The 25,290-nt window shown below is 74.8% G+C and carries 31 protein-coding genes; 16 read left to right on the forward strand and 15 right to left on the reverse strand.

Features of this window, described 5'->3' with window-relative positions; all coding sequences use genetic code 11:
* Positions 1–45 precede the first annotated feature (45 nt).
* The 4 genes from ACFWOG_RS24920 to ACFWOG_RS24935 form a co-directional block, all read right to left on the reverse strand.
* Positions 46–810 (reverse strand): MerR family transcriptional regulator, encoded by a 765-nt coding sequence (locus ACFWOG_RS24920; RefSeq protein WP_329948081.1) that lies wholly within the window; start codon positions 808–810, stop codon positions 46–48.
* Positions 811–1,118: 308 nt separating this feature from the next.
* On the reverse strand, positions 1,119–1,319 hold the full coding sequence (locus tag ACFWOG_RS24925) for a hypothetical protein (protein WP_380361045.1): 201 nt from the start codon (positions 1,317–1,319) through the stop codon (positions 1,119–1,121).
* A gap of 14 nt (positions 1,320–1,333) precedes the next feature.
* Complete coding sequence (locus ACFWOG_RS24930; protein WP_380361046.1) at positions 1,334–1,513, reverse strand: hypothetical protein; 180 nt, start codon at positions 1,511–1,513, stop codon at positions 1,334–1,336.
* Positions 1,514–1,643: 130 nt separating this feature from the next.
* A complete protein-coding gene (locus ACFWOG_RS24935; protein WP_380361047.1) occupies positions 1,644–1,835 on the reverse strand; it encodes a hypothetical protein in 192 nt (63 codons plus the stop codon).
* A gap of 121 nt (positions 1,836–1,956) precedes the next feature.
* On the opposite strand from ACFWOG_RS24935, the gene ACFWOG_RS24940 reads away from it, so the two are divergent.
* Together ACFWOG_RS24940 and ACFWOG_RS24945 are read left to right on the forward strand one after the other, a co-directional pair.
* Positions 1,957–3,216, forward strand: a complete 1,260-nt coding sequence (locus ACFWOG_RS24940; RefSeq protein WP_329948982.1) for a helix-turn-helix transcriptional regulator — start codon at positions 1,957–1,959, stop codon at positions 3,214–3,216.
* Between the two features lie 11 nt (positions 3,217–3,227).
* A complete protein-coding gene (locus tag ACFWOG_RS24945) occupies positions 3,228–3,791 on the forward strand; it encodes an NUDIX hydrolase (RefSeq protein ID WP_329948981.1) in 564 nt (187 codons plus the stop codon).
* 402 nt (positions 3,792–4,193) lie between these two features.
* Here ACFWOG_RS24945 and ACFWOG_RS24950 read toward each other — a convergent pair whose 3' ends face one another.
* Both ACFWOG_RS24950 and ACFWOG_RS24955 read right to left on the reverse strand, forming a co-directional pair.
* Positions 4,194–4,394, reverse strand: coding sequence for a hypothetical protein (locus tag ACFWOG_RS24950; protein ID WP_380361045.1), 201 nt, complete (start codon positions 4,392–4,394; stop codon positions 4,194–4,196).
* A gap of 221 nt (positions 4,395–4,615) precedes the next feature.
* Positions 4,616–4,801: a hypothetical protein gene (locus ACFWOG_RS24955; RefSeq protein ID WP_329879360.1), complete on the reverse strand. Its 186-nt coding sequence runs from the start codon at positions 4,799–4,801 to the stop codon at positions 4,616–4,618.
* Between the two features lie 345 nt (positions 4,802–5,146).
* Between ACFWOG_RS24955 and ACFWOG_RS24960 the strand changes: the two genes are divergently transcribed.
* The 3 genes from ACFWOG_RS24960 to ACFWOG_RS24970 all read left to right on the forward strand — a co-directional run bounded on the left by ACFWOG_RS24960 (position 5,147) and on the right by ACFWOG_RS24970 (position 6,331).
* A complete protein-coding gene (locus ACFWOG_RS24960; protein WP_380361048.1) occupies positions 5,147–5,389 on the forward strand; it encodes a hypothetical protein in 243 nt (80 codons plus the stop codon).
* 305 nt (positions 5,390–5,694) lie between these two features.
* On the forward strand, positions 5,695–5,877 hold the full coding sequence (locus ACFWOG_RS24965) for a hypothetical protein (RefSeq protein ID WP_380361049.1): 183 nt from the start codon (positions 5,695–5,697) through the stop codon (positions 5,875–5,877).
* Positions 5,864–6,331: an NUDIX hydrolase gene (locus ACFWOG_RS24970; protein ID WP_380361050.1), complete on the forward strand. Its 468-nt coding sequence runs from the start codon at positions 5,864–5,866 to the stop codon at positions 6,329–6,331. The genes ACFWOG_RS24965 and ACFWOG_RS24970 overlap by 14 nt, the downstream gene beginning before the upstream one ends.
* 78 nt (positions 6,332–6,409) lie before the next feature.
* Here the strand turns inward: ACFWOG_RS24970 and ACFWOG_RS24975 are convergent, their stop codons facing one another.
* Together ACFWOG_RS24975 and ACFWOG_RS24980 are read right to left on the reverse strand one after the other, a co-directional pair.
* A complete protein-coding gene (locus ACFWOG_RS24975) occupies positions 6,410–6,643 on the reverse strand; it encodes a hypothetical protein (protein WP_380361051.1) in 234 nt (77 codons plus the stop codon).
* A 2-nt stretch (positions 6,644–6,645) separates the two neighbouring features.
* Positions 6,646–6,921 (reverse strand): hypothetical protein, encoded by a 276-nt coding sequence (locus ACFWOG_RS24980; protein ID WP_380361052.1) that lies wholly within the window; start codon positions 6,919–6,921, stop codon positions 6,646–6,648.
* A gap of 435 nt (positions 6,922–7,356) precedes the next feature.
* Here ACFWOG_RS24980 and ACFWOG_RS24985 point away from each other — a divergent pair, with 435 nt between their 5' ends.
* The 4 genes from ACFWOG_RS24985 (at position 7,357) to ACFWOG_RS25000 (ending at position 10,969) form a co-directional block, all read left to right on the forward strand.
* Positions 7,357–7,878, forward strand: a complete 522-nt coding sequence (locus tag ACFWOG_RS24985; RefSeq protein ID WP_329948316.1) for an SgcJ/EcaC family oxidoreductase — start codon at positions 7,357–7,359, stop codon at positions 7,876–7,878.
* 185 nt (positions 7,879–8,063) lie between these two features.
* The gene (locus ACFWOG_RS24990) at positions 8,064–9,032 is read left to right on the forward strand and encodes an aminoglycoside phosphotransferase family protein (RefSeq protein WP_380361053.1); all 969 of its coding nucleotides are present in this window, start codon (positions 8,064–8,066) and stop codon (positions 9,030–9,032) included.
* Positions 9,033–9,097: 65 nt separating this feature from the next.
* Positions 9,098–10,474 carry an MFS transporter gene (locus tag ACFWOG_RS24995; RefSeq protein WP_380361054.1) on the forward strand — a complete coding sequence of 459 codons (1,377 nt, stop codon included), beginning with the start codon at positions 9,098–9,100 and terminating at the stop codon, positions 10,472–10,474.
* 18 nt (positions 10,475–10,492) lie between these two features.
* Positions 10,493–10,969 carry an SgcJ/EcaC family oxidoreductase gene (locus ACFWOG_RS25000; protein WP_380361055.1) on the forward strand — a complete coding sequence of 159 codons (477 nt, stop codon included), beginning with the start codon at positions 10,493–10,495 and terminating at the stop codon, positions 10,967–10,969.
* Between the two features lie 69 nt (positions 10,970–11,038).
* Here the strand turns inward: ACFWOG_RS25000 and ACFWOG_RS25005 are convergent, their stop codons facing one another.
* From ACFWOG_RS25005 to ACFWOG_RS25015, 3 genes are all read right to left on the reverse strand, one after another.
* Positions 11,039–12,058 carry an acetamidase/formamidase family protein gene (locus ACFWOG_RS25005; protein ID WP_380361056.1) on the reverse strand — a complete coding sequence of 340 codons (1,020 nt, stop codon included), beginning with the start codon at positions 12,056–12,058 and terminating at the stop codon, positions 11,039–11,041.
* On the reverse strand, positions 12,055–13,512 hold the full coding sequence (locus ACFWOG_RS25010; protein WP_380361057.1) for an APC family permease: 1,458 nt from the start codon (positions 13,510–13,512) through the stop codon (positions 12,055–12,057). The genes ACFWOG_RS25005 and ACFWOG_RS25010 overlap by 4 nt, the downstream gene beginning before the upstream one ends.
* A gap of 155 nt (positions 13,513–13,667) precedes the next feature.
* Positions 13,668–14,783: an ABC transporter substrate-binding protein gene (locus ACFWOG_RS25015; RefSeq protein WP_380361058.1), complete on the reverse strand. Its 1,116-nt coding sequence runs from the start codon at positions 14,781–14,783 to the stop codon at positions 13,668–13,670.
* A 71-nt stretch (positions 14,784–14,854) separates the two neighbouring features.
* Here ACFWOG_RS25015 and ACFWOG_RS25020 point away from each other — a divergent pair, with 71 nt between their 5' ends.
* The gene (locus tag ACFWOG_RS25020; RefSeq protein WP_380361059.1) at positions 14,855–15,328 is read left to right on the forward strand and encodes a MarR family winged helix-turn-helix transcriptional regulator; all 474 of its coding nucleotides are present in this window, start codon (positions 14,855–14,857) and stop codon (positions 15,326–15,328) included.
* 31 nt (positions 15,329–15,359) lie between these two features.
* Here the strand turns inward: ACFWOG_RS25020 and ACFWOG_RS25025 are convergent, their stop codons facing one another.
* Both ACFWOG_RS25025 and ACFWOG_RS25030 read right to left on the reverse strand, forming a co-directional pair.
* Positions 15,360–15,731: a hypothetical protein gene (locus ACFWOG_RS25025; protein WP_380361060.1), complete on the reverse strand. Its 372-nt coding sequence runs from the start codon at positions 15,729–15,731 to the stop codon at positions 15,360–15,362.
* Between the two features lie 165 nt (positions 15,732–15,896).
* Positions 15,897–16,859, reverse strand: coding sequence for an oxygenase MpaB family protein (locus ACFWOG_RS25030; protein WP_380361061.1), 963 nt, complete (start codon positions 16,857–16,859; stop codon positions 15,897–15,899).
* 206 nt (positions 16,860–17,065) lie between these two features.
* Between ACFWOG_RS25030 and ACFWOG_RS25035 the strand changes: the two genes are divergently transcribed.
* From ACFWOG_RS25035 to ACFWOG_RS25045, 3 genes are read left to right on the forward strand one after another with little or no spacing between them, the layout of a single operon-like run.
* Positions 17,066–17,467: a YciI family protein gene (locus ACFWOG_RS25035; RefSeq protein ID WP_329879343.1), complete on the forward strand. Its 402-nt coding sequence runs from the start codon at positions 17,066–17,068 to the stop codon at positions 17,465–17,467.
* The gene (locus ACFWOG_RS25040; protein ID WP_380361062.1) at positions 17,464–18,882 is read left to right on the forward strand and encodes an RNA polymerase sigma factor; all 1,419 of its coding nucleotides are present in this window, start codon (positions 17,464–17,466) and stop codon (positions 18,880–18,882) included. The genes ACFWOG_RS25035 and ACFWOG_RS25040 overlap by 4 nt, the downstream gene beginning before the upstream one ends.
* Positions 18,879–19,754, forward strand: coding sequence for a class I SAM-dependent methyltransferase (locus ACFWOG_RS25045; RefSeq protein ID WP_380361063.1), 876 nt, complete (start codon positions 18,879–18,881; stop codon positions 19,752–19,754). The genes ACFWOG_RS25040 and ACFWOG_RS25045 overlap by 4 nt, the downstream gene beginning before the upstream one ends.
* 66 nt (positions 19,755–19,820) lie before the next feature.
* Here ACFWOG_RS25045 and ACFWOG_RS25050 read toward each other — a convergent pair whose 3' ends face one another.
* Positions 19,821–20,237 carry a DUF3224 domain-containing protein gene (locus tag ACFWOG_RS25050; RefSeq protein ID WP_329948304.1) on the reverse strand — a complete coding sequence of 139 codons (417 nt, stop codon included), beginning with the start codon at positions 20,235–20,237 and terminating at the stop codon, positions 19,821–19,823.
* A gap of 210 nt (positions 20,238–20,447) precedes the next feature.
* Between ACFWOG_RS25050 and ACFWOG_RS25055 the strand changes: the two genes are divergently transcribed.
* A complete protein-coding gene (locus tag ACFWOG_RS25055; RefSeq protein ID WP_329948303.1) occupies positions 20,448–21,494 on the forward strand; it encodes a WYL domain-containing protein in 1,047 nt (348 codons plus the stop codon).
* On the opposite strand, the gene ACFWOG_RS25060 is transcribed toward ACFWOG_RS25055, so the two are convergent.
* Positions 21,464–22,078: a DinB family protein gene (locus ACFWOG_RS25060; RefSeq protein ID WP_380361064.1), complete on the reverse strand. Its 615-nt coding sequence runs from the start codon at positions 22,076–22,078 to the stop codon at positions 21,464–21,466. The genes ACFWOG_RS25055 and ACFWOG_RS25060 overlap by 31 nt on opposite strands.
* Before the next feature lie 377 nt (positions 22,079–22,455).
* Here ACFWOG_RS25060 and ACFWOG_RS25065 point away from each other — a divergent pair, with 377 nt between their 5' ends.
* Entirely contained in the window at positions 22,456–23,169 is a 714-nt protein-coding gene (locus tag ACFWOG_RS25065) for a hypothetical protein (RefSeq protein ID WP_329879338.1), read from the forward strand.
* A 1-nt stretch (position 23,170) separates the two neighbouring features.
* Positions 23,171–25,290, forward strand: a 2,120-nt coding sequence (locus tag ACFWOG_RS25070) for a hypothetical protein (RefSeq protein ID WP_380361065.1), incomplete at its 3' end; no start/stop codon positions are given.

The raw sequence follows: 25,290 nt of genomic DNA on the forward strand, positions 1-25,290 counted from the left end.
GGCGCGGAGGGGCCCCGTCCGCCCGTCCCGCGCCCGCCCCGCCGGTCAGGCCGGCAGCGTCGCCGCGTACGCCTCGATCGCGTCCCGCTGGTACGCGGCCAGGCCCGGCGCGATCGCCTCGTACGCCGCCCGCCACGGCTCGTTCTCCACGCAGGCCCGGCCCATCGCGCGGAACTCCTCCACCGGCACCGGCCGGATCCCGGTCAGCGCCCGGTGCTGCGCCTCGATCTCCGCCCGCACCGGCCCGTCGTCGACGGGCCGGCCGGCGACCATCAGCTCGGCCAGCCGGACCATCTGCGCGGTGCGCAGCCGCTGGCCGGCCTCGACCTCCTGCGGACTCATCGCGGCGGTGACGCGCCCGGCGGCCTCGGCGAGCTCCGGGAACTCGCGCAGACCCTCCTCGTAGTCGGTGGGCCGGACTCCCTCGAAGAGGTTCTCCGGCCGGTTGATCTCGGTCATCGGCGTGCCGTCCTTCCTGGATCGCTCCAGTTCGGTGATCGTGCGGGAGACGGTCCCGGCCAGCGCGTCGAGCCGGTCCCGCTCGGCGAGCAGTCGCCGGTGGTGGCCGCGCAGGGCCTCCAGCTCGTCCACCTGGGTGGCCAGGATCCGGCCGATCTCGGAGAGCCCCAGCCCCAGCGCCCGCAGCACGAGGATCTGCTGGAGCCGCAACAGGTCCCGCTCCTCGTAGTAGCGGTGGCCGTTGGGGCCGATCCGCGCGGGCGGCAGCAGCTCGATCTCGTCGTAGTGCCGCAGCGTCCGGGCGGTCACGCCGGACATCCGGGCGACGTCGGCGATGGGCCAGGCGGCCATGCGTTCTCCCTCACGTGTCCCACCGGGCCGGTCGGTCCGGCCCTGGTCAGGACGGTAGGGGCTTCCGTTGCGGCAACCGCAAGCCCCGGCGCGGCCTCCGGCTCGCCCGGCGGGCCCGCCCGTGACGGATCCCACCCTGCCGCTCGGGTGGCGGAGGGTGCGGCCGGGCCCCGGCCGCCGCGTCGTACGCCCCACCGGCCCTGCCGGTCGGGGGGAATGGTGCCGCTCACGGGGCTCGCTCTCTGCTGCCGGTCGGTCGGTCGGCCGGGCGGGGCATCCATCCTGACGCCCCGCCCGGGCGCGGCTGATCAGTCGGAGTCGGCGTTCGACTCGTCGCGCGGGCGGAGCCGATTGCCCCGTGCCGCCCGGACCGCCTTGTTCTGGCGGCGTCGCGATCCCTCCTCGTCGCCGTCCTCGGTCGAGTAGCGGGCGATCTCGGCCTGTGCGGCGGCCTCGGTGGCGCGCTCGGGGGCGGCCGGGGGCGGGGTGGTACGTCGGAAGAACGGCACGGATCCTCGATGGGTCAGCGGTGGATGGTGGAGATGATCAGGAGCGTGGCGAGGACCAACAGCCCGGCGCCCGAAACGGCGTAGGCCGCTCTCGCCCGCGCGGGGTCCGGCAGCCCCCACCGGTAGCGGTCCGAGGTATCGCGGTACTCGCCCTGGCCGTCGTCGATCACCGGGCCGGGGCCCGCCCGGGGCATCCGGGGTGACCGGAGATCAGTTCACGCCGCGCGTCGACCGTGCGGTGCAGGGGCCCGCGCGTGCAGGCCCGGAAGTGAATGCACGTCCCCGTGGTCTCTGGCAGGGGAACTCCGGTCCCGCCCGCGATGCTCACCGGGCCCCGCCGACTGCGTGGAAACGCCGCTGCTCCAGCTTCTGTCGAGTCTCCCAGAGCCGGCGGCTCCGGGCCAGCATCTCCTCGACACCCTGGAGCGCCTTCTCCCAGGCAGGGCCTGATGGGGCGAAGAACCCGGTAGGGGTGGCGTCGGTGTCGATGGTGAGGTTGCTCATCGCTGTCGTCACGCGCCCAGCATCGACATCCCCGCAGACCGACACCAGGGCCACGGTGGGTACCCACGATGGAGCCGTGTCAGGACGTCGAGCAGAGCTACGCTGCTGCCACCATCGACCCCGGGAGGCCCCCGTGCCCGCACCGGAACCACTGCCCGGACGCCTGCTCGGCGACCCCGCGTTCGCCAGCGCGTGCGCCAACCGCGAGATCAGCATCCTCTTCCAGCACGCGAAGAGGGCAGGCATCGGCTCCGCGCAGATCGCCCGCCGCACCGGGCTCACGACCAGCCGTGTCACCGAGATCATGACCGGCGGTCGGGCCGTGTCCAGTATGGACGTGATCGAGCGCATCGCCGACGGTCTGCGCATCCCCGGCCGCATGCTCGGCCTCGCCGACCGCCCGTGGGAGCCGGCTCCCGAGCCGACCTCCTACCGTCCCTCCGCCGTACCCGAGACCTGGGAAGTCCTCGACATGCTGTCCCGCTCCACTGCCTCCGACGCCGCACTCGGCCATCTGGAGGCCGCGGTCGCCGATGTCGCCTACCGCTACCCGGCCACCCCGCCCGCCGAGTCGGTGCCCGTACTTCAACGCCAACTCGTCGGCGTGCACGACATGCTCGCCCGTCCGCAGGCCCTCGCCGCGCGGCGCCGGGGTGTGCGGATACTGGCGGCAGTCTCCGGCCTCCTCGGCCTCGCCCACCACGACCTCGGAGACCGTGGCCGCAGCGACGCGCACTTCCACCTCGCCACCGCCGCTGCCAGCGAGGGGGAGGCAGGCGACCTGACCGCCTGGCTCCTGACCATGCAGAGCATCGTCGAGTACACCGCAGGACGGCGCGGCACCGCCGCCGCCCTCCTCCAGCAGGCCGCCGCCCACGCCGAGACTGCTGCCCCGCGACGTCGGGCGTGGGTCACCGCCAACCTGGCCAGGGTCCTCGCCGCTCACGGGGACCGCTCCGAGGCGCTGGCCGTGCTCGACCAGGCTGCCCACCACCTAGACCTCGCCGACAGCGAGCCCCCCGGTGGCCTCGACTTCTTCACCGCCCCGCGCCTCGACGGCCTCGCCGGCGAGACACACTCCCATCTCGGCGAGCATGAGGCGGCCAGCCGCCTGCTCGAAGCCGCACTCGGTCGGCGGGACGCCGCCGACACCAAAGGGCGCGCCGTCCTCACGCTCGACCTTGCCGGGGTACGGCTCGCTCAGGGCGATCTTCAAGCAGCGTGTGAGACCGCGCACGCAGCCCTCGATGTCGCGGGGGCCACCGTCGTCCAGCCCCTCCTTCTCCGGGCCCGTGCGCTCCAGCAGGCCCTGACCCCGTGGGCTGCAGAGAGGCCCGTGCAGGAGCTGACTGCGCGCGTGAGAGAGTCGAACCGCCAGCTCGCACGCGCGTAAGAGGGGGCCCGGTGTCGGACTCGGAGTGGCAGGTCTACGGGCAGCGGCAGGTCTACGGCTCGCCGTGGGTAGAGCTGTGGCTCGCCGATGTCGAGGTGCCCGGCGTCGGCCGGATCGACCACCACGTCGTCCGGATGCCCCGGGCCTCCACCACCGCAGTCGTCACCGACGAGGACGGCCGGTTCCTGTTGATCCACCGGCACCGCTTCATCACCGGCCGTTGGGGCTGGGAAGTGCCGGCAGGCTGGGCCGACCCCGGTGAGGAGCCGGCCGCAGCCATCGCCCGCGAGGTCGAGGAAGAGACCGGGTGGCGTCCCGGCCGGATCGAGCTGATGACCGAGTACGACGCCATGGCAGGCATCTCGGATGCCCACTTCCGCTCCTACCACGTCACCGGCTGCACGCGGATCGGCGAGCCGACCGACATCTCCGAGGCAGCCCGGGTGGAGTGGCTGACCGAGGCCGAGGTGGTCGACCTGCTGACGAGCCGGGAGGTCTCCGACGGCCCCTCGCACGCCGCGCTCTCCTACTACCTAGGCCCGCACCGGCTCGCGAGGAGATCGAGGCCGCACTGAAGGGCTGACCCCGGACACGTCGTCGGCGGCGACCGGAACAGTCAGCCGGGTGTGGGCGGTCAGCGTGGTGCTCGTGGGCCAGGCGGCCATGCGTTCTCCCTCACGTGTCCCACCGGGCCGGTCGGTCCGGCCCTGGTCAGGACGGTAGGGGCTTCCGTTGCGGCAACCGCAAGCCCCGGCGCGGCCTCCGGCTCGCCCGGCGGGCCCGCCCGTGACGGATCCCACCCTGCCGCTCGGGTGGCGGAGGGTGCGGCCGGGCCCCGGCCGCCGCGTCGTACGCCCCACCGGCCCTGCCGGTCGGGGGGAATGGTGCCGCTCACGGGGCTCGCTCTCTGCTGCCGGTCGGTCGGTCGGTCGGCCGGGCGGGGCATCCATCCTGACGCCCCGCCCGGGCGCGGCTGATCAGTCGGAGTCGGCGTTCGACTCGTCGCGCGGGCGGAGCCGATTGCCCCGTGCCGCCCGGACCGCCTTGTTCTGGCGGCGTCGCGATCCCTCCTCGTCGCCGTCCTCGGTCGAGTAGCGGGCGATCTCGGCCTGTGCGGCGGCCTCGGTGGCGCGCTCGGGGGCGGCCGGGGGCGGGGTGGTACGTCGGAAGAACGGCACGGATCCTCGATGGGTCAGCGGTGGATGGTGGAGATGATCAGGAGGGTGGCGAGGCCGTCACGTGTCCGGGCGGTCGGCGGTCGGCGGCGGGCAGTGCAGGACGAGCGTGGTGAAGGCGGTGAGGTCCGCCAGCCACGGACCCCGGACCCAAGCCCGGCACACCGGGCAGATCCCCAGCTCCTCCCGCGACTCGGTCGAGGGTGGGGTACCGCCCGTGAGGCTCACTGTCTGGGTCCCTCGGCGGTGATCTGCACGGTGCACCCGGCGTGGTCGACGATCCAGTAGTCGACCAGGTCGCGCGCGCCGTCCTGCTGACCGTGGCCGTACTGCAGGCAGCGGCGGCAGACGCCGCACGTCCCCCGCTCCGCCTCCGGCTGCTCGGGCGACGAGATGGTGCGCTCGGTCACGGCTCCTCCTGAGGGGTGGAGCGACAGGTGGGGTGTGCGACGACCGCCCAGCCGAGCGGGGCCGTGGCGGGTCCGGTCTGTATGTAGCGGTGCCCGTCCGGTATCAGGTCGCCCTGGTCGCCACCGCAGCAGATACACGCGCGACGCTGGCGTTGGGCCTCGGTGAACGGAGCGGGGGGCGGCGGGTACGTCGTCGTCACACCGGAATGGTCGGCTCACCTGATGGGACGTCATACCGCGGTTGCGGGACGTTCGGGACGTTTCGCTGGTACACCTTGATTCGTCCCCACCGTGAGAGGCGAGTCCATGAGTAGTCCCCTTCGCGACGCACTGACCCGTGCTGGAATGACCGAGTCTCAGCTCGCTCGGGTGTGCGGAGTCGACCCCAAGACGGTCGGTCGTTGGATCTCCAATCCGACGCGCGAGCCCCATGCCCGGCACCGCGCGGCGGCCAGCCGGGTCCTCGGCGAGGAGGAGATCGTGCTCTGGCCGTCCGTTCAGCAGCTCGTGAAGTCGGGCCCGGACCGCGAGCTCGTCCAGATGTACCCGTACCGTCGGCGGCGCCGGCCACGCTGTGGCGTCAGCTGATAAGGGGTGCTACCCGCGAGCTGACGTTCGCCGGGTACACCAACTACTTCCTGTGGCTGGAACACGCCAACTTCGGGGCCCTGCTCCGCCAGAAGACGGAGCAGGGCGTCCGCGTCCGCTTCATCCTCGGCGAACCCGGCCACCCGATCACCCGGCAACGCGAGCTGGAGGAGGACGTCCCCCTCACTCTCTCCACCCGGATCGAGGTCACCCTCTCCGAGCTGGCCAAGCTGAGGGACACCAGCATCGCGGCGCGGTACGAGACCGGGCACGTCAGCCTGTCCGTCTTTCGCTTCGACACCGACATGATCGTCACCCCGCTGCTTCCCGGTAGGACCGGCCACGACGCCCCGATGATGCACCTCCGGCGCGCCCAGGACGACGGAGTATTCGACCGCTTCGCCGGGCACACGGAGGGGTTGTGGGCCAAGGGCCGCGACGTGTGGACGATCCCGACGATGACGGAGGCTGCTCATGCCCAGGCGTGATTACGAGGACGACCCGAACGCCCCCAAGGCCAACAGCCTGGTGCCGGCCGCGAGCGTCGTAGTGGTCGATGACGACGGCCGCGTCCTCCTCCAGCGCCGCACCGACAACGGCATGTGGGCCCTCCCGGGCGGCAAGATGGACCTCGGCGAATCCCTCGCAGGGTGCGGCATCCGCGAGACCCGCGAGGAGACCGGCCTCGATGTCGAGATCACCGGCATCGTCGGCACCTACACCAACCCCGGGCACGTCTTCGCCTACGACGACGGCGAGGTCCGCCAGGAGTTCAGCATCTGCCTCCTCGGCCGCCCGGTCGGCGGCGAGCTGGCAGTCTCGGACGAGTCCCACGAGGTGGCGTGGTTCACCCCGGCCGAGACGGACGCCCTGCCGATGGTGGTGAGCATCCGCAAGCGGCTCTCGGACTGGCGGTCTGGAGCGATCCCGGCCGTGCGCTGACCTGGCCCAGCAGTGACCACACAGGACGAAGCGCCCCCGCCCGCCCGCCCGGCCGTAGCCGAGGGAGGGCGCGGTGCTTCACGGGCGGATGATCGCCAGCGCAGTGGCCAGAGCTGTCAGGATTCCCGAGGCGATGCCGACGACCGCCGCCACCACCTGCTTGGTGACGCCGGCGGCTACGGCCAGGCCGACGCCGACACCGGGCGTTGCCTCGGGGATGCCGGATGTCTGGACGATGAGCGACAGCGCAGCCGCGATGCCGAGGCAGGTCTGGACGGTGGTACGGATCGTACGGCGTGTGGAGTCGCGCATCGTCAGTTCCCCTTCGTGGTGACGTTGAGCTGCAGGCCGTCGGCGAGCGCCTGCTCGACTGCGGCGCGCACCTCGTCCTGGGTGGTCTGCGGCAGGGATCGCAGGGCCTGCCCGAGCGGCCCGACGACCCACTTCAGCGGGTGGTCGCGCGGGTCGGCCGGGTCGGGCTTCAGGGCCTGGAGCAGCCAGTACAGGACGGAGTGGGTGTCGAGGTCGCAGGTCGCGTCGAGCTGGCGCCGGACGGCGGCCACGATGTCGCCGATGGTGATGCCGGCCAAGGGGTCCTCCTCCGGTACGAGCGTCGGGGTGCCCGGCGCCGGGGGCTTGGGGTGGGCGGGGCGGTCGCCCCGGTCGCGCCGGACATCCGGGCGACGTCGGCGATGGGCCAGGCGGCCATGCGTTCTCCCTCACGTGTCCCACCGGGCCGGTCGGTCCGGCCCCGGTCAGGACGGTAGGGGCTTCCGTTGCGGCAACCGCAGGCCCCGGCGCGGCCTCCGGCTCGCCCGGCGGACCCGCCCGTGACGGATCCCACCCTGCCGCTTTCCGTCCGGTTCGAGGCCGTTCCCGCCCACCGGGTGCCCGGTCCTGCTCGGCCAAGGTTTCTTGGCCGAGCCTTGGTCGCGTCTTTGCCTTGCGCCGTCCGGGCGCGCACCCGTCCCTCGCGAGAGTGATCCCACACCAGGGACCGCAGCCTCTCCCCAGCAGGAGCACCGATGAACCGTACGATCCGCACCCGCACCGCCGTCGCCGCAGGCGCCGTCGCCCTCGTGGCCGCCGCGCTGGGCGCGTTCACCGCCGGTGTCGGCGTCGCCCGGGGCGACGACGAGCAGGACCGCCGCAACAAGGCCGCCCAACGCGAGGTCGCGGCCCTCTTCGACCAGTGGAACGCGACCCTGCAGTCCGGCGACCCGGAGAAGGTCGCCGCCCGCTACGCGGCCGACGCGGTGCTGCTGCCGACCGCCTCGCCGCGGATCCGCACCAACCGGGAGGAGATCGCCGACTACTTCGAGCACTTCCTGCAGAAGAAGCCGTACGGCGAGCGGCTCCGCTCGGTGGTCACCGTCCTGGACGCCGACTCGGCGATCGACGCCGGCCTCTACCGCTTCCACCTCACCGACCCGGGGACCGGGGCGGCCGAGCAGGTCGACGCCCGTTACTCGTACGAGTACGAGAAGCGCGGCGGCAGATGGCTGATCGTCAACCACCACTCGTCGGTGCTCCCGGCCGAGAGCTGACCGGACGCGGCCCGGACACGGCCCTGACACGGCCCGATCGCGGCCGGGACGCGGCTCGGATGTGGCCGGGATGAGGTCCGGACGCGGCCCGGCCAGGCCGGTTCCGCCGGCCGGCCTGGCCGGAAACCGCCCCCCGCGCGGAAACTCACGAGCCCTCGCCGCCTCCGCTCCGTACCCTCGCGCCAGTGAAGACCCGACCGGACGACATCGACGACCACCGGCTCCGGAGCGGCCTCCGGGCGTTCGGGATCGACGCCGCCGACCTCTCCCACGCGCCGGTCGGCCACGGCGACCACCACTGGACGACGGTCGGCGCCGACGGCCGGCGGTGGTTCGTCACCCTCGCCGACCTCGCCCACAAGAGCCACTGCGGACCCGAGCCGGAGTCGGCGTACAGCGGACTGCGCCAGGCCATGGCCACCGCCCGGGCGCTCCGCCGGCTCGATGTCGTGGTCGCCCCCGAGGCGACGGCCGGCGGCGAGAGCGCGCTCCGGCTCGGAGACCGGTACGCGCTCAGCGTCTTCCCGCACGTCGACGGCGCCACCGGCCACTTCGGCGAAGAGCTCGCCCCGGCCGACCGGGCCCGCCTGGTGGACGCGCTCGCCCGCCTCCACCGCGCCGAGCCGCCCGCCCCGGTGCCGCACCGCCACCCCGGGCTCTCCGCCCGCACCCGCCTCGACGCGGCCCTCGCGGACCGGACCCGGCCGTGGACCGCCGGCCCGTACGGCGAGCGCGCCCGTGAGCTGGTCGCCGACCACACGCCCGGCCTCCGGCGGGCGCTGGACCGGTTCGACCGCCTGGTCGGCGGGCTCGACGGCGCGCTCGTCGTCACCCACGGCGAGCCGCACCCTGGCAACCTGCTGCGCCCGCCCGGCCGCGTGCTGCTGGTCGACTGGGACACCGTCGGGCTGGCCGTTCCCGAGCGCGACCTGTGGTTGGTCGGTGCGGACGCCGACGACCTGGCCCGTTACGCCGAGGCCACCGGCCACACCCCGCGTCCGGCGGCGCTGGCCCTGTACCGGCTGCGCTGGGCGCTGGAGGACGTCGACGCGTACCTGCACTGGTTCCGCTCGCCGCACACCGACAGCGAGGACGCCCGCGACTCCTGGGCCGCCCTGGCCGGCACGGTGCGCGAGCTGGCCGCGTCGGCCTGACCGGCTCGGCGGGTACCGCCCCGCCGCCCACCGCCCCCACCGCCCACCGAACGGACGAACGGACGATGACCCCCGAATCACCCTGGCGAATACCCGACTTCCGCACCCTCTTCACCGCCACCGCCCTCGCCCAGCTCGGCACCAACATCGGCTACGTCGCCCTCCCGCTGATCGCCGTCACCGCCCTCGACGCGAGCCCCGGCCAGGTCGGCGCGCTCGCGACCCTCAGCACCCTCGCCTTCCTGCTCATCGGCCTGCCGGCCGGCGCCTGGGTGGACCGGATGCGCCACCGGCGCGTGCTGATCGTCGCCGACCTGGTGAAGGCCGCGCTCTACGCGTCCATCCCGCTCGCCTGGGCGTTCGGCTCCCTCACCCTCTGGCAGCTTTACGGCGTCGCCCTGCTGGCCGGCTGCGCGACGGTCTTCTTCGACGTGGCCTCACAGAGCGTGCTGCCCCAGCTCGTCGGACGCGGCCACCTGGTGCAGGCGAACGCAGCCGTGGTCGGCCTGATGGCGGTCGGCAACATCGCCGGGCGCAGCGCCGGCGGCGCGCTCGTCCAACTGCTCACCGCACCGGCCGCCATCGCCGCGACGGCGGTCAGTCATCTCGGCTCCGCGCTGCGCCTGATCGCCCTCGGCCGCACCCCTGCGGCCACGCCTGCGGCCGGCTCCCCGCCCGGCCCGGTGCCCGCCACCGGGCCTGCGCCCGCGCCCGGACCGGCGTCGGGGGAGCGGACCGCACCGGGCCTGGGCGCGCAGATCGCCGAGGGTCTCCGGCACGTCTTCGGCAACGCCGAGCTGCGGGGGCTCGCGCTCTCCGCCGCCGTCGTCAATCTCGGCTACCAGGTCGTCAACACCCTGCTGCCCGTGGTGTTCGTCCGGGAACTGCACCTGCCCGCCGGTGCCCTGGGGCTGTTCTGGGCGGTCGGCGGGGTCGGCATCCTGCTGGGTTCCCGGTGCGCCCGCCCGATCGCCGCCCGGGTCGGCTACGGCCGGACGCTCGGGCTGGCCGGGCTCGTGGTCGCGCCCGCCGCGCTGCTGATCCCGCTGGTGGGGGAGGGTGTGCGGCTGTACGTGGCGGGCCTCGGCTGGCTGTTGATGCTCTTCAAGACCGGGATGGACAACGTGCTGGGCGTCAGTCTGCGCCAGCGGATGACCCCGGACCCGCTGCTCGGCCGGATGAACGCGACCTTTCGCTTCCTGCTGACGGGGGCGATGGCGGTGGGGTCGGCGCTGGCCGGCGTGTTCGGTGAACTGGTCGGACTGCACGCCACGTTGTGGCTGGGAGGCGCCCTGCTCTCGCTGTCGTTCCTGCCGGTCTTCCTGTCGCCGGTCCGGACCCGCCGAGCCCTCCCCGACGCGTCCTCCCCGGACTTCCCTCCGGTCCCGCCCGTGCTGCCGTCCGCTCCGTCGGCTCCGACCCTTGACCTGAAGCGGGGTTGAGGTTCGATCATGGTCACCATGAACGCGAACGAGATCAAGAACGAGAGCACGAGCACGAGCACGAACGAGAACGGCGGTGCGGTCGGGGCCGGGGTGGACGTCGAGGCCGAGACGGAAGCCGTCCGGCGGGTCGTCGCCGCCGTCGAGCACGCGCAACGCAACGAGCTCCCGGAGGAGTTCATCAGCCTCTTCCGGGCCGACGCGATCTGGACCACCGGCCACGGAAAGCTCCTCGTGGGTCGGGAGACGATCGCCGAGTTCACCCGCAAGGTGCTGCCGGGCGCCTTCGCCGGCACCGGCACCACCCCCGCCTACGAGGTGGTGCACGTCCTCTTCATCCGCCCCGACGTCGCCGCCGTCAAGGTCCGCCAGCGCTACCTGGACGCGGCCGGGGAGCAGATCGGCGAGGAGGGCAGCCCGCTGTACGTGATGGCCAAGGAGGGGGACCGCTGGCTCCTGACGGCCAATCAGAACACCCTGGTACAGAGCTCCTGAGTGCGCGGAACCCCCCCCGCCGGTCGGACCGGTCTTACCGGTCGCCGGCCGGGCGGGGGGTCCGCGCGGTCAGCGGTGCCGCAGGTAGGCGGCGGCCGTCTCCCGGAGCCGGTCGTGCAGGCCGTCGTACGCCCGGGCGCGGCCGAGCAGGGACTTGGGCAGCTTGGCGGCCATCGTGTAGTTGGTGTCGCAGACGTTGGCCGCCGGCGCCAACCCGGCCTGGCTGACCAGCTGGTAGGCGTCCAGCAGGTCCAGGCCGAGCAGCTCCCGGGTCCAGCCGACCAGGTCGTGCTGGCTGATCCGGAAGGCATCCTCCAGCGGGCGGGCCGAGCCGGTGGAGATCAGGTACCGGTCGTTCTCCAGCCGGGGCCAGGCCGGTCCGCCGCCCTTGATCAGGTCGACCACCACCGTGGTGCGCATCGCCGTCTCCACGGCCGTCCCGCACACCTCGCCCTCGCCCTGGCGGGCGTGGCCGTCGCCGACGGCCAGCAGCCCGCCGGGCACGTTGACGCCGAAGTAGGCGGTGGTGCCGGCCCGCATCTCCGGGGTGTCGAGGTTGCCGCCGTGCGCGCCCGGGGTGATCGACATCAGGGTCTCGCCGCCGGCCGGGGCGACGCCGACCGTGCCGTGCATCGGGTCGAGCGGCAGTTCGGCGGTGAAGTCGCTGCTGCGGGCCCGGAACCGGCAGATCCCGGCCGCCGTGTCGAGCTCGTACACCCAGACCCGTTCCTCCAGCGGCGCGTGCAGCATCGCGGTGGTGTGGGTGGCGGTGAGGGCCCCGAAGTGCGGGAAGGTGCTGGAGATCCCCCAGTCCCTGGCCGGGGTGATCTCGACGAAGTGCACGGCGAGGGTGTCGCCCGGCTCGGCGCCGGCCACCGCGATCGGGCCGGTCACCGGGTTGAGGTAGGGGAACTCGCAGACCGCGCTCGGCAGGTCGCCGATGCCGCGGACCCGTCCGCCGAAACAGTCCTCGGTGCTCAACTCGACGACCGTGCCCGGCCGGACGGTCACCAGCGGGGCGCGTCCGCCGAAGGTGTAGGCGTACTCGTCGGGGGCGGGGGAGAGCTGGACGAGGTCGGGCAGGTTCACGGGTTCTCCTTGGTGAGCGGGGAGCTGTCGGCCGGGGCGCCGTCGGCCGGGGCGCCGTCGGGGGAGGCCGCCGCGTCGGCCACGGCCAGGCGCGGGCGGCGTCCGGTGAGGATCAGTCCGGTCAGCACCAGTCCGCCGACCGCCAGCCAGACGAAGCCGAGCCGCTGGGCGGCGATGTCGGCGTTGACGACCACGTAGGCGAGGATCGCGAACCCGAGGACCGGCGCGACCAGGTGGCGCCACCAGTCCCGGCTGCGCCGCCGCACGACGTAGTGCACCACCACCGACACGTGCAGGACGAGGAACGTGGTCAGCGCGCCGAAGTTGACCAGGGTGGAGAGCAGCGTGATGCCGTCCTCGCGCGAGGCGGTGTAGAGCCCGAGGACCAGTGAGATTCCGGCGGTCAGCAGGGTGGCGTTCACCGGGACGCGGTGGCGCGGGTGGACCTTGGCGAGGAAGGCGGGCAGCTGCCGGTCCCGCGCCATCGCGTACAGCAGCCGCGAGGTCGCGGCCTGGGCGACCAGCGAGTTGGCGAACCCCCAGGCCACGGCGGTGGCGGCGGCCGTCACCGTGGCGAGCCAGCCGCCGGCGGCGACCCGGGCCGCGTCGTAGAACGCGGTGCCGTCCGGATCGCCCTGCGCGATCAGCGCGTCCGGGTCCGGGACGAGGAGGGAGGCGATCCAGGTCTGCGCGATGAACAGCGAGCCGGCCAGCAGCAGGGCGGCGATCATCGAGCGGCCGATCGCCTTGGTGGAGTCGCGGTTCTCCTCGGAGAGGGTGGAGATCCCGTCGAAGCCGAGGAAGCTCAGCACCGCCACCGACACCGCGCCGAACGCCAGACTCCACGAGAAGGTCTGCGAGTTGTAGACCGGGGTGAGGTCGAAGCCCCGGCCCCTGCCGGCCGCCAGCGCCGCCAGGCCGAACCCGATGAACACCAGCAGTACGATCAACTCGCCGACCAGCATCGCCTTGTTGACCTTCGACGTCATCTCGACGCCCAGGTAGTTGACGGCGGTGTTGAGCAGCACGAAGCCGACCAGCCAGAGCCAGACCGGTACTGCGGGCACCAGCGAGTTCATCGCCACCCCGGCGATCAGGTAGAGCAGGCCGGGCACCAGCACGTAGTCCAGCAGGATCATCCAGCCGGACAGGAACCCGACGGGCGGCGCGATGCCGCGCCCCGCATAGGTGTACACCGAACCGGCCATCGGGAAGGCCCGCGACATCTGCGCGTACGACAGGGCGGTGAACATCATCGCCACCATCCCGAGCACGTACGCCAGGGCGACCATGCCGCCGGAGCCCTGGAAGACGCTGCCGAAGATGCCGAACGGCGCGATCGGCACCATGAACACCAGTCCGTAGACCAGCAGGTCCGTGAAGCGCAGGGAGCGGCGCAGCTCCTGTCGGTAGCCGTGGCTCTCGATGGTCTGGGGCGCGGGTGCTTCGGACATGGGGGCTCTCCTCCGTGACGACCCGGGGTGGTGGGGGAGACAGTAGAGGCAGTTATTTCCAAATGGAAGGGTTTTCGTGCCGTGGCCTGCCGCGATGCCGGCGCGAGCCGCTCCCCGCCGAGCCGCTCCCCGCCGAGCCGCTCCCCGCCGACGCCTCACCAGAGGACGGTGAACCCCGCGCCCTCCGCCCGCGCCAGGTGCACGCCCTCCCGGGGCGGGCCCAGCGGCGCCCGGGCCCAGGCCCGCCGGACCGCCGCGCCCTCCCCGTGCAGCAACCGCGCCGCCGCCCGCGCCAGCCCGCCCGACGGCACCAGCTCGCCGCGCGACGCGAGCGCCGCCGCCAGGTGCAGCCCGTCGTACAGGCCCACCGCGTACGCGTCCAGCACCGGCGCGTACGGCCCGAACACCGCGCGGTGCCGCTCGGCCAGCCGCAACCGCCGGTCCTCGGCGAGCGAGACGAACGACGGCATCGCCGCGTACAGCGTGCCCGTGTCGTCGCCGCCGTAGGCGAGCAGGCTGTTCTCCTCCAGCGCGCCGGAGAGCCGCACCAGCCGCCGGTCCAGACCGCTGCGCCGCAGCGCCCGGTTGAACCGCACCAGGTCGGCGCCGATCAGACTCAGCAGCAGGGCGTCCGCGCGCGACGCCCGGAGCGCGTCCAGCAGCGGCTCCAGCGCGCGCTCCGTCGTGCCGAACGGCAGGTGCCGTTCCAGCACCACGTCCGCCCCGGCCCGGGCGACCGCGGCCTCGGCGGCCCGGTGGACCGCGCGCGGCCAGATGTAGTCGTTGCCGACCAGCGCCCAGCGGTGCAGCCGGTGGCGGGCCGTGAGCCGCTCGACCACGCCGTCCAGCTGCCGGACCGGGTCCGCCCCGGTGCAGAGCACCCCGGGCAGTCGCGGCCCGCCCTCGTGCGGCGGGGTGAACACGTACGCGGCGCGTCCCGCCGTCACCGCCTCGACGGCCCGGTGCACGTCGCTGGAGTGGCAGCCCGCCACCGCGTCGACCGCCCCGGCGTCCAGCAGTCGGGCCACCTCCCCGGCCACCGCGGCCGGTGCGCCCCCGCCGTCCACCAGCACCAGCTCCAGCGGCAGGCCGCGCACCCCGCCGCCGGCGTTCACCTCGTGCGCGGCGAGCAGCGCCCCGTCCAGCGCCGACGGTCCGGTCAGCCCCAGCGGGCCGGACTGCGGCACGACCAGGCCCACCCGAAGCGCCGGCGCCTCGCGGGGGAGGTGCAGCGCGTCGAGCGGTTCCAGGAGCTTCACGTCGGCGCTCATCGCTTGCGAGTATCGTCATGGCAGCCGATCCGGCAAGCAGCAGGCACTACGGCGGGGAAAGAGACACGGCCATGACACCCAGCGCGACCGCCCCCGCCGCCACTCCCGGAGCCGCGTCCGCCGCCCCCGCCGCCGCGCCCGCCGTCGACCGGCCCCTCCTGATCGAGCTCCTCACCGTCGCCCAGCGCCGGCTGGCCCGGGGCCTCACCGCCCAGCTGGAGGCCGAGGGCTGCACGCTCGACCAGTGGCGGGTCATGCGCGCCCTCACCGACGACGCCGGTCGCTCCATGGGCGAGCTCGCCCAGACCCTGCTGATCCCGCAGGCCAGCCTCAGCCGCATCGTCGACGCCCTCGCCGAGGCCGGCTGGGTCTACCGCAGGCAGGACGAGCACGACCGCCGCCGCATCACCGCCCACCTCTCCCGCCGCGGCCACACCCGCCTGACCCGCCTCGACGCCCTCGCCGCCGCCCATGACGCGGCCGTCCGCACCGCCTGCGGGAGCGAGGATCCGGGGCCCCTGCTGAGGCACCTCACCGAAGCCTGACAGGCCCCCGGACCTCCGGACCCGGCGGCCGTCACGGCCGGTCGAGGGCCTCCGCGTCCGCCGCCCAGCGGGGCTCGGCGTCCCGACGCAGTTTCCTGGACGAGCGGTTCCGGTACAGGACCACCGCGGCGACCACCGTCAGCAGCAGCAGCGCGTAGAACGCCACGATCTGCCAGAGCGGCCCCGATGCCACCGTCCCGCGTTCGTGCTCGCACACCGTGCGCGGGGGGAACGCGCCGGTCTCCTCCCTCAGGAACCGTCCGGTCTTCTCGGCGAAGAACCCGTGGGCGCACATCTCGTCGAACTCCAGGGTCATCAGGAGCATCCACACGTACAGCAGCACTGCCAGCAGTGGTGCGAAGCACACCGAGACCTCGGCCCAGATCCGTCGTCGTCCCGCCATCGCCCCACCCTCGTGATCCTGTCGTTCCATGCTCCGTCGCCCGTCCCGCCCCCGTCGTCCCGCCTTGCGGGGCCGCCGGGACACGGGGGCGCCGGGACCGTCGCTCCGCGCGCCGGGTCCTCCCTGCGCCCCCGTCGGCCACCGTACCGCTGCCGCGGATCCGGCTCAGCCGTCGGCCTGCGGGGTCTGCGGCGCCTGCGGCGCCCGCGCCTGTGCGGCCCGGGTCTCGGGGGACTTCGCGTGCGGGAACGGGCAGCCGCCGGCCGGGCCGGACCCCTCCTCGAACGTGCCGAGGTCGCCGATCCGGTAGCCGTACGGGTAGCCGGGATACCCGCGCACCTGGCGGTTGTCACGGGCCAGGTAGGGCCGGCGCCGGGGCGGGAGGAGCCGGACGGCGCGCCCGCGCAGCCACATGCCGGTGCGGACGGCGCGCCGGAGCGCGGCCGGCGGGGCCGGGTAGCCGAACGCCTCGCGCAGCGGGTCGTCGAGCAGGCAGATCGACGAGAGCCGCATCGACGGCCGCAGCGGCGCGGGGTACCAGGAGGCCATCAGCCCCAGGGTGGAGTCGGAGACCGCCCGGCCGCCCGGGTCGAAGGCGAAGTGCGCGCGCTCGTAGTCGTCGAGCAGCTGCTCGAACTCCTCGAACGTCTCCGGTATCCCGGGCAGGCCCATATGCCGGCCCAGCTCGCGGAAGTAGTTGGTGGCGGCCCGCCGCTCGTGCGGGGAGTAGCGGCGCCAGCCGTAGTCGTCCAGCCAGCGCTTGGGGATCACGACGAAGGTGGCGAGCACGTACAGGAAGTCGGCGTCGGAGATGTCGTACCGGCGGTGCATCTGGTTCATGCGGCGGATCGCCTCGCGCCCCTGCGTGGAGTCGAAGCCGTGTTCGAGCACCGCCTCCAGGATCAGCGTGGTGTCGTCGTACCGCTTCTGCGTGCGGCCGGTGAACTCGCCGGTCTCCGCGAGCAGCCGGCCGATGCCGGGGACCGCGTAGGTGCGGTAGAGCGCGAAGCTGAGTGACTGGACGGTGTCCCAGGGGAACTCGTACCAGCTGCTGATCCGGTAGATCTCGGTGAACTCGGTCTCCGGGTCCATCTGCTGAATCTTCCTCAGCCAGTCGTATCGCTGCACCCGGCCGACCCTAGGGGGCCGGTCGGGAAGCGGTCAACGGGCTCCCCCCGCGGTGGGCGGGGTGTCGCTGCGCGCGGGCCGTCGGGGGGTCCGGCTAACTTTTTCCCGAGATTCCCGCCGAGGACGTCGAAATCGCGCGGCGTGCTTCTACCTACCCGTGAGAGCCCCTCCGACCGGGGCGGGCACGACGAACGAGGAGCGGAACCATGAAGTACATGCTGCTGATGCAGTTCAGCGAGAAGGCCGCCGACTTCCCGAAGATCGACGAGTGGAAGCCCGAGGAGATCCAGGCGCACATCCGCTTCATGCGGGACACCAACACCAGGCTCGCCGAGGACGGCGAACTGGTCGACGCCCAGGGTCTGGCCATGCCGGAGACCGCCCGGATCGTCCGCTCGCACAGCGGCGGCGCCCCGGTGGTCACCGAGGGGCCGTTCCCGGAGACCAAGGAGTGGGTGGCCGGCTGGTGGATCGTGGACTGTGACACCGAGCGCCGGGCGGTCGAGATCGCCGCCGCCGTCTCCGCCGCGCCCGGCCCGGGCGGGGAACCGCTGAACATGCCGATCGAGGTGCGCCAGGTCATGTCGGCCCCGCCCACCGAGCAGTGACCGGACCCGAGCCGCCGGCGCCCGGACCGGACGCCCCACCGGCCGTCGACGACCTGCTGCGCTCCCTCGCGCCGCAGGTCGTCGGCGTGCTCACCCGCCGCTACGGAGACTTCGCCACCGCCGAGGACGCCGTCCAGGAGGCCCTGCTGGACGCCGCCACCCAGTGGCCGGACGAGGGCGTGCCGCGCAACCCGCGCGGCTGGCTGGTCCAGGTGGCCGGCCGGCGGATGACTGAGCAGGTCCGCAGCGAACAGGCCCGCCGCCGGCGCGAGGACCTGGTGGCCGGGCAGGTCCCGGCCGACCGGCAGGCCGCGCCCCCGGCCGACGCCGAGGACGGGGGCTCCCGGGACGACACCCTCACCCTGCTCTTCCTCTGCTGCCACCCCGCCCTCTCGCCCGCCTCGGCGATCGCGCTCACCCTCCGCTCGGTCGGCGGCCTGACGACCGGCGAGATCGCCCGTGCCTTCCTCGTCCCCGAGGCGACCATGGGACAGCGGATCAGCCGCGCCAAGCAGCGGATCAAGTCCTCCGGCGTGCCGTTCCGGATGCCGGAGCCGGACGCCGCAGAGTGGCCGGCCCGGCTCGACGCGGTGCTGCACGTCCTCTACCTGGTCTTCAACGAGGGCTACGCCAGCAGCACCGGCCCCGCCCTGCGACGCGTCGAACTGTCCCGGGAGGCGATCCGCCTCACCCGGGCCGTCCACGCGCTGCTACCGGACGACGCCGAGGTGGCCGGACTGCTCGCGCTGATGCTGCTCACGGAGGCCCGCGGTCCGGCCCGCGCCCGCCCGGACGGCGAGCTCGTCCCGCTCGCCGAACAGGACCGCGGCCGCTGGGACGCCGCCGCGATCGCGGAGGGCGTCGCGCTGATCACCGCCGCCCTGCCGCGCGGCCCGGTCGGCCCCTACCAGGTGCAGGCGGCGATCGCGGCCGTCCACGACGAGGCACCGACCGCGGCCGCGACCGACTGGCCGCAGATCCTCGCCCTGTACGGGGTGCTGGCCCGGATCTTCGACAATCCGCTGATCACCCTGAACCGGGCGGTCGCCACCGCCATGGTGGACGGCCCGGCGGCGGGCCTCGCCCTGCTCGCCGAGGTGCCGCCCGCGCTGACGGACCACCACCGGCTGTACGCCGTCCGGGCCCACCTGCACGAGCTGGCGGGGGAGCGGGAGGCCGCCGTCGCCGACTACCGCGCCGCCGCCCGCCGCACCGCCAGCCTCCCGGAACGGCACCACCTCAGCCTGCGCGCGGCCCGGGCGGCGGCGGGGGCGGAGCCGGAGGCAGGGGGAGGGGCGGCGCCGGTGGGGGAGACCCCCGTGGGGGAGGCGTCCGCCCGGGACGTGCCCGCCGTGTCCGCCGACAGCGATCGGTCGCCTGAAACGGCCGGGGGCGGGGGAGGCTGCGGACCATGACGACGCCCGCCGCCGAGGCCGCCCCCGCCCCCGCTTCCGCCTCCGACGCCCGTGCCGCGTCCGCGCCCCCCGACTTCTCCGGTGACGTGGCCGCCTACTACGCCGACTACCGCCGCGGCTACCCGCCGCCCGTCCTCGACGCGCTGCGGACCGCCTTCGCCCTGGACGCCCACCCCGCCATCGGTGACCTCGCCCTCGACCTCGGCTGCGGCACCGGTCAACTCGCCCTCCCGCTCGCCGCCTACGTCCGCACCGTCATCGGCATGGACCCCGAGCCGGACATGCTCCGCCAGGCCAGAGCCGCCGCCGACCGCGACGGCGTGCACAACGCGCTCTGGCTGCTCGGCACCGACGCCGACGTCCCGGCCCTCTCCGCCCTGCTGCCCGGCCGCCGTCCGCTCGGCGTGACCGTGATCGGCAACGCCATCCACTGGATGCGCCCCGACGAGCTCTTCCGCACCCTCCGCCCGCTCACCCGCCCGGGCGGAGGCGTCGCGGTGATCGCCAACGGCACTCCCGTCTGGGCCCAGGACACCGACTGGTCGCGTGCCCTGCGGTCCGTCCTGGAGGACCACTTCGGCCGTCCGGCCGCCACCTCCTGCGGGACCGCGACCGACGACCGCGACCGCTACGCCCGGGCGCTGGCCGCCGCCGGGTTCGCGGACGTCGGCGAGACCGTCCTCGACTACGAGGACGCCCTGACCCCCGACCAGCTCCTCGGCACCGTCTACTCCGCCATCCCCGCCCCCGAACTGCCCGCCCCGGCCGATCGCCCCGCCTTCGCCGCCCGGCTGCTCGCCGCGCTGCCCGAGCCCGGCGACCGCGGCTACCCGGAGCAGGTCCGGGTCTCCGTCCTCACCGGGCGGGCGTAGCCACCGGACGGGGAGGCGGACGAGGACGAGGGGCGGGCGCGGGGGGCCGTCCCCGGGCGGCGGGGCTCAGTCGAGTTCGTAGGCGAAGACGTACGGGAACGGCGACTCGCCCGGACGGTAGACGAAGGAGCCGCTCCCGCGCAGGCCGGCCAGCTCGCCGACGGCCGTTCCCGGGACCACCTCGAAGGTGCAGCGCACCGTGCCGTCCTCCTCGAACGATCCGCGTTCCTCCAGGGTGAAGGAGCCCGCGCGGCCGTCCAGTCGTCCGGTGACCGACTCCAGCCCGGTGAAGGTGCCGGTCGTCCCGGTCGCGTAGACGAAGACGTACTCGCAGGCGGTGTCCGCCGCCTCGATCCCGCCGGTGAAGGTGTTGACGACGGAGGCGCGCGCCAGCCGGGGCGTGACCTCCGTCGAACCGATCGCCGTCTCCTCCCACTGGGCGTAGCCGATCCGGCCGGTGGTGGTGATGGTCTGTGCGCTCATTGCCGTCCTCGGAATAGTCCGCGTGTGCGGGCGGGGAGTGCGGGCGGGGAGTGCGGGCGTGCGCCGGGTGCGCCTGTGTGGCCGTGCGCCGGTGCGGCTGGGCGCGCGCCTGCACCCGCCCTGCGTACGGCAGGTGTGCCGTACGCCCGAGGACCACTCTGGTGCCCGTACCTGACACCTTCTGTCAGGTACGGGCAGCAGAATGCGGGCATGCGCGCCGACCGGCTCCTCGCCCTCCTGCTCCTGCTCCAGAACCGTGGCCGGACGACGGCCGGCGAACTCGCCGCCGAGCTGGAGGTGTCGGTCCGTACCGTCTACCGGGACGTCGAGGCGTTGGCCGCGTCGGGCGTCCCCGTCGTCGCCGACCGGGGTCCCGAGGGTGGCTACCGGCTGATGGACGGGTACCGCACCCGGCTCACCGGGCTCACCGACGCGGAGGCCGACGCCCTCTTCCTCACCGGGGCGCCCGGCCCGGCGCGGGAGCTCGGCCTCGGCGCGGTGCTCGCCACCGCGCAACTGAAGCTCCAGGCCGCCCTCCCGGCCGAACTCGCCGAACGCACCCGCCGCGTCCAGGACCGCTTCCACCTCGACACACCGGCCTGGTTCCGCGACGCCGACCCGGTCGCCCTCCTGGCCCCCGTCGCGCGGGCGGTCTGGGACCGGCGGGTGGTGCGCGTCCACTACCGCCGCTGGCGCGGCGAGGTGCACCGGGTGCTGCACCCGCTGGGCCTCGTCCTCAAGGGCGGCATCTGGTACCTGGTGGCCCGCACGGCCCCCGCCGTCGCGGTGGCCCCTGCCCCGGCGGCCCCCGCCGTCGCGGACTCGGCCGCCCCCGCCGAGTCCGTCCGCACCTACCGGGTCTCGCGTCTCCTCGCCGTCGACGTCACCGCCGAGACCTTCGAACGCCCCGCCGGCTTCGACCTGGCCGCGCACTGGGAGGAGAACTCCCGCCGTCTGACGGCGGCCCTCCACCAGCAGACCGCCCACCTCCGCGTCTCCCCGGAGGCCCGGCGCCTGCTCCCCATGCGGTTCGGTGCCGCCGGCGCCCGGGCGCTCGCCACCGCCGGACCGCCCGACGCCGAGGGCTGGACGGAGGTGCGACTCTCCGTCGAGAGCACGGCGGTGGCCGTCGGGGACCTCCTCCGCCTGGGCCCCGAGGCCGAGGTCCTCGGCCCGCCCGACCTCCGCAGCGCCGTCGCCCGGGCCGTCACCGCCCTCGCCCGCCGCTACGCCCCGCCCCCGCTCCCGCCCGCCTGAGCCCTCCCGGCCTCCTGGGCGGCGCGCTCCACCCGGTCCCGGTGCCCCGCCCACCACGCCTCGTCGCCGGGCGCCATGTTGCCGCCCTCCCGGCGTTGTCCGGTGGCACCGTCCACGAGCTCCCGGACGACGTCGGCGTGCCCGGCGTGCCGCTGGGTCTCGGCGATCATGTGGACCAGGCTGTGGTGGAGGGTCACCTCGCTCCGGTTCCCCCAGGGCACCCGTCCGACCGCCTCCAGCGCCAGTGACGCGATGGTCTCGTCGGCGTGGGCGCAGGCCGCGCGGTACAGCTCGACGATGTCTTCCCGGCTCTCCTCCGGCGTCGCCCAGAAGTCCGAGTTGGGTTCGGCGTCACCCGTGATCCAGGGGCGCGGCGCCTCGAACGGCCGCCCGAAGACCTCTCCGAAGTACATCGCCTCCGCGGCGGTCGTGTGTTTGACCAGCCCCAGCAGGTTGGTCCCGGTGGGGGTCAGCGGTCGGCGGACGTCGTACTCCGACAGCCCTTCGAGCTTCCACAGCAGGGCGTCGCGGGCGTCCTGCAGATAGGTCCGGAGGTCCTTCTTGAAGTGATCCGTGCGCGTCATGGGGGAAGTCTGCTGTCCCCTCGACGTTCGATCACCCCTATGTCCCCGTCGGGTACTTCGGCGTCCGGACCCGCGTCGGGCCTTCGGCGGTGAGGGGTGGTCGAGCGCGGTCCGAGACGGTCCGAGACGGTCCGAGACGGTTCGCGGCGGGGCGGTCGAGGGCGGGTTCCGGATCCCGCGGGCGCCCCGGCCGCCGGCTCCCCGACCCCTGGCCGGGTGCCCGCTCGATGCCGGGGCGCCCGTCGATGTCACGGAGCGTAGCGGCTGGGGTGGGGTAATCGGACTTGAATCTTTACGAACGAATGTTCGATCCTGGGGGCGTGCCCGTTTTCGAATCTGTTTTCGAATCCACCGTCGAGCGGAGGCCGCTCCGACCGGTGGCGTCTGCGGCTGCGCTGCGCGAGGCCGGCGGGACGGGCACCGACGCCGGGCGCGGACTGCTCCCGGTGGTGCCGGCGCTGCGGGGCGTACTGCCGGAGGGCGGCCTGCGGCGCGGGACGGCGGTGTCGGTGGCGGGCGGGGACGCCGGGCTGCTGCTCGCGCTGGCCGCCGGAGTGCGGGAGACCGAGGGCGGGTGGGCGGCGGCGGTCGGGCTGCCTGACCTCGGGCTGGCCGCGGCCGCCGGATACGGGCTGGACCTGCGGAGACTGCTGGTGGCCGACGACCCCGGGCCGCACTGGGCCGAGGTGGTGTCGGTGCTGGCCGGGGCGGTCGAGCTGATCATGCTGCGCCCGGACGGCCCCGTTCCGCCGAACCTGGCCGCCCGGCTGGCGGCCGTGCTGCGCCGCAGCGCCTGCGTGCTCCTGGTGGCCGGGCCGTGGCCGGGGGCCGGGCTGCGGTTGGGCGTGCGGTCCGGGCAGTGGTTCGGACTGGGCGACGGGCACGGGCAGCTCACCGGGCGGCAGGTGGAGGTCGTCGCGGAGGGGCGCGGCTCGGCCGTGCGCGGGCGGACCGCCCGGCTCTGGCTGCCGGACGCGCACGGCACGGCGCGGGTCGTGGAGGAGACGGCCGCCGGGGTCGTGGTGGACGAGGCGGGGGAGGACGTGACGTCGGGGGCCGGGGCGGGCCTCGACCGTATGGCGGTGGTGTGAGATGGCCGACGGCGGAGCGAGCGGGGTGAGCGGGGCCGGTACCCCGCGGGTGCTGGTGGTCTGGTGCCCGGACTGGCCGGTGGTGGCCGTCGAGCGCCCCGGGGACGCCGGCCCGGCGGTGGCCGCCGGTGCGGACGGGAGCATCGGCGCGGACGGGCGCCCGGTCGCGGCGGGGAGTGCCGACGGCGGCATCCCGGTGGCGGTGGTCGAGGGCGGCCGGGTGCTGGCGTGCTCGGCGGCGGCCCGGGCGGCCGGAGTGCGGCAGGGGCAGCGGCTCAAGCTGGCCCAGCGCCTCTGCCCCGCGCTGGAGCTGCGCGACCGCGACCCGGAGGCGGAGACCCGGCGGTTCGAGCCGGTGGTCGCGGCGGTGGAGGCCTTCACCCCGCGGGTGGAGGTGCTGCGCCCGGGGCTGTGCGCGATCCCGGTGAAGGGGCCGGGCCGGTACTTCGGCGGGGAGGAGGCGCTCGCGGCGAAGGTCCAGGGCGCGGTGACGGCTGCCCTGGCGGCGGCCGTCCCGACGGCGGCGGCCACCGACGCCGGCCCTGCGGCGGCCGGCCGGCCGGTGCACCCGGTAGATGCCGAGTCGGCGGCCGGTGTCCGCCCTGCGCCGGACCCCGGACTCGACCCCGGCACCCGTCCCGGCGCGAGCCCCGGCACGAGCCCCGGCACGAGCCCCGACGACCGGGGCCCCGCTCCGGTCGCCGAGGTCGCCGAGGTCGTCCCACTGCACCCGGCGGACGCGGACGCGGACCGGACCGCACCCCGCCGCCGGACCGCCGGGGTGGACGAGCTGTTCGCCGCCACGCCCGCGGCCAGGGACGGCGCGCGCGGCGGTTTCGCCCGGCCGGCGGCCTACCCGCCGGAACCCGCCCGTCCGGAGTCCCGCCCGGAGTCCCGCCAGGACGGCCTCGGCCCGGCGGCTGCGCACCGGCCGGAGGCTCCTCACCCGGCGGAGTCCCGTCGGGAGGGCGCGCGCCCGCAGCCCGACCCGTCCGGCCCGCAGCCCGGGGGGCCGGCGGCCGGGCGACCGGGGCCCCCTGCGGCGGAGGGTCTCGCCGCTGCCCCTGCCCCGTGCGGGCAGGTCGGGGTGGCCGACGGCCTGTTCGCCGCCGTGCTCGCCGCCCGCGCCGGCGTGCTGGTCCCGGCCGGGCGGACGGCGGAGTTCCTCGCGCCCTACCCCGTGGCCGTGCTCGGTGACGAGGTACTGGCGGAGCTGCTGGACCGGCTGGGCCTGCCCACGGTCGGGGCGTTCGCCGCGCTGCCGGCCGAGGCGGTGGCGGACCGCTTCGGCCCGGCCGGTACGACGGCGCACCGGCTGGCCCGCGGGTTGCAGCCGCGCCCGCTGGTGCCGCGTACGGGCGGGCCGGACCTCTCGGTCGAGCAGCGCTTCGACCCGCCCGAGCCGCTCGCCGAGCCCCTGGTGTTCGTGGCCCGGACCCTGGCCGAGCGGCTGCACCAACGGCTCGCCGGGGCGGGGCTGACCTGCCAGCGGGTGGCCGTCGAGGTGGAGTGCGCGGACGGTCGGACCGTGGCGCGGCTCTGGCGGCACGAGGGCCGGCTCTCGGCGACGGCGCTCGCCGAACGGGTCCGCTGGCAGCTCCAGGCCTGGCAGAGCACGGGCACCTTCGACGCCGGGCCGGCCGACGGCCCCCGCGGCCCCCACGGCCCGGACGGCCTCCGCGGCCCCGGCAGTCCCCGGGGCCGCCGGAACCCCCGGGGCCCGGAGAGCCGCCACGACTCCGAGGACCCCGGCGCGGGAGGCTTCACCGCGCTGCGCCTCGTCCCCGACGACCTCACCCCCGACCAGGGCCGGCAACTCGCCCTCTGGGGGCAGGCGGTGGCGGACGACCGGGTGGAACGCGCGGTGGCCAGGGTCCAGGCGGTGCTCGGGCATGCCGGGCTGCGCCGGATCGAGCCGGCAGGCGGACGGGGGCCGGACGAGCAGGCGGTCCGAGTGCCGTGGGGCGAGCCGTACGACCCGGACGCGCCCGCCGACGCGCCCTGGCCGGGGCGGCTGCGGGACGTCTGGCCGACCGTGGTGCACCGCACCCCGCTGCCGGCGGCGGTGCTGGACGCGGACGGGCGACCGGTGACGGTGGACGGCCGGGCGGGGGTGTCGGC

Origin of the sequence: Kitasatospora sp. NPDC058406 (genome assembly GCF_042722765.1) — a bacterium.
Lineage (GTDB): Bacteria > Actinomycetota > Actinomycetes > Streptomycetales > Streptomycetaceae > Kitasatospora.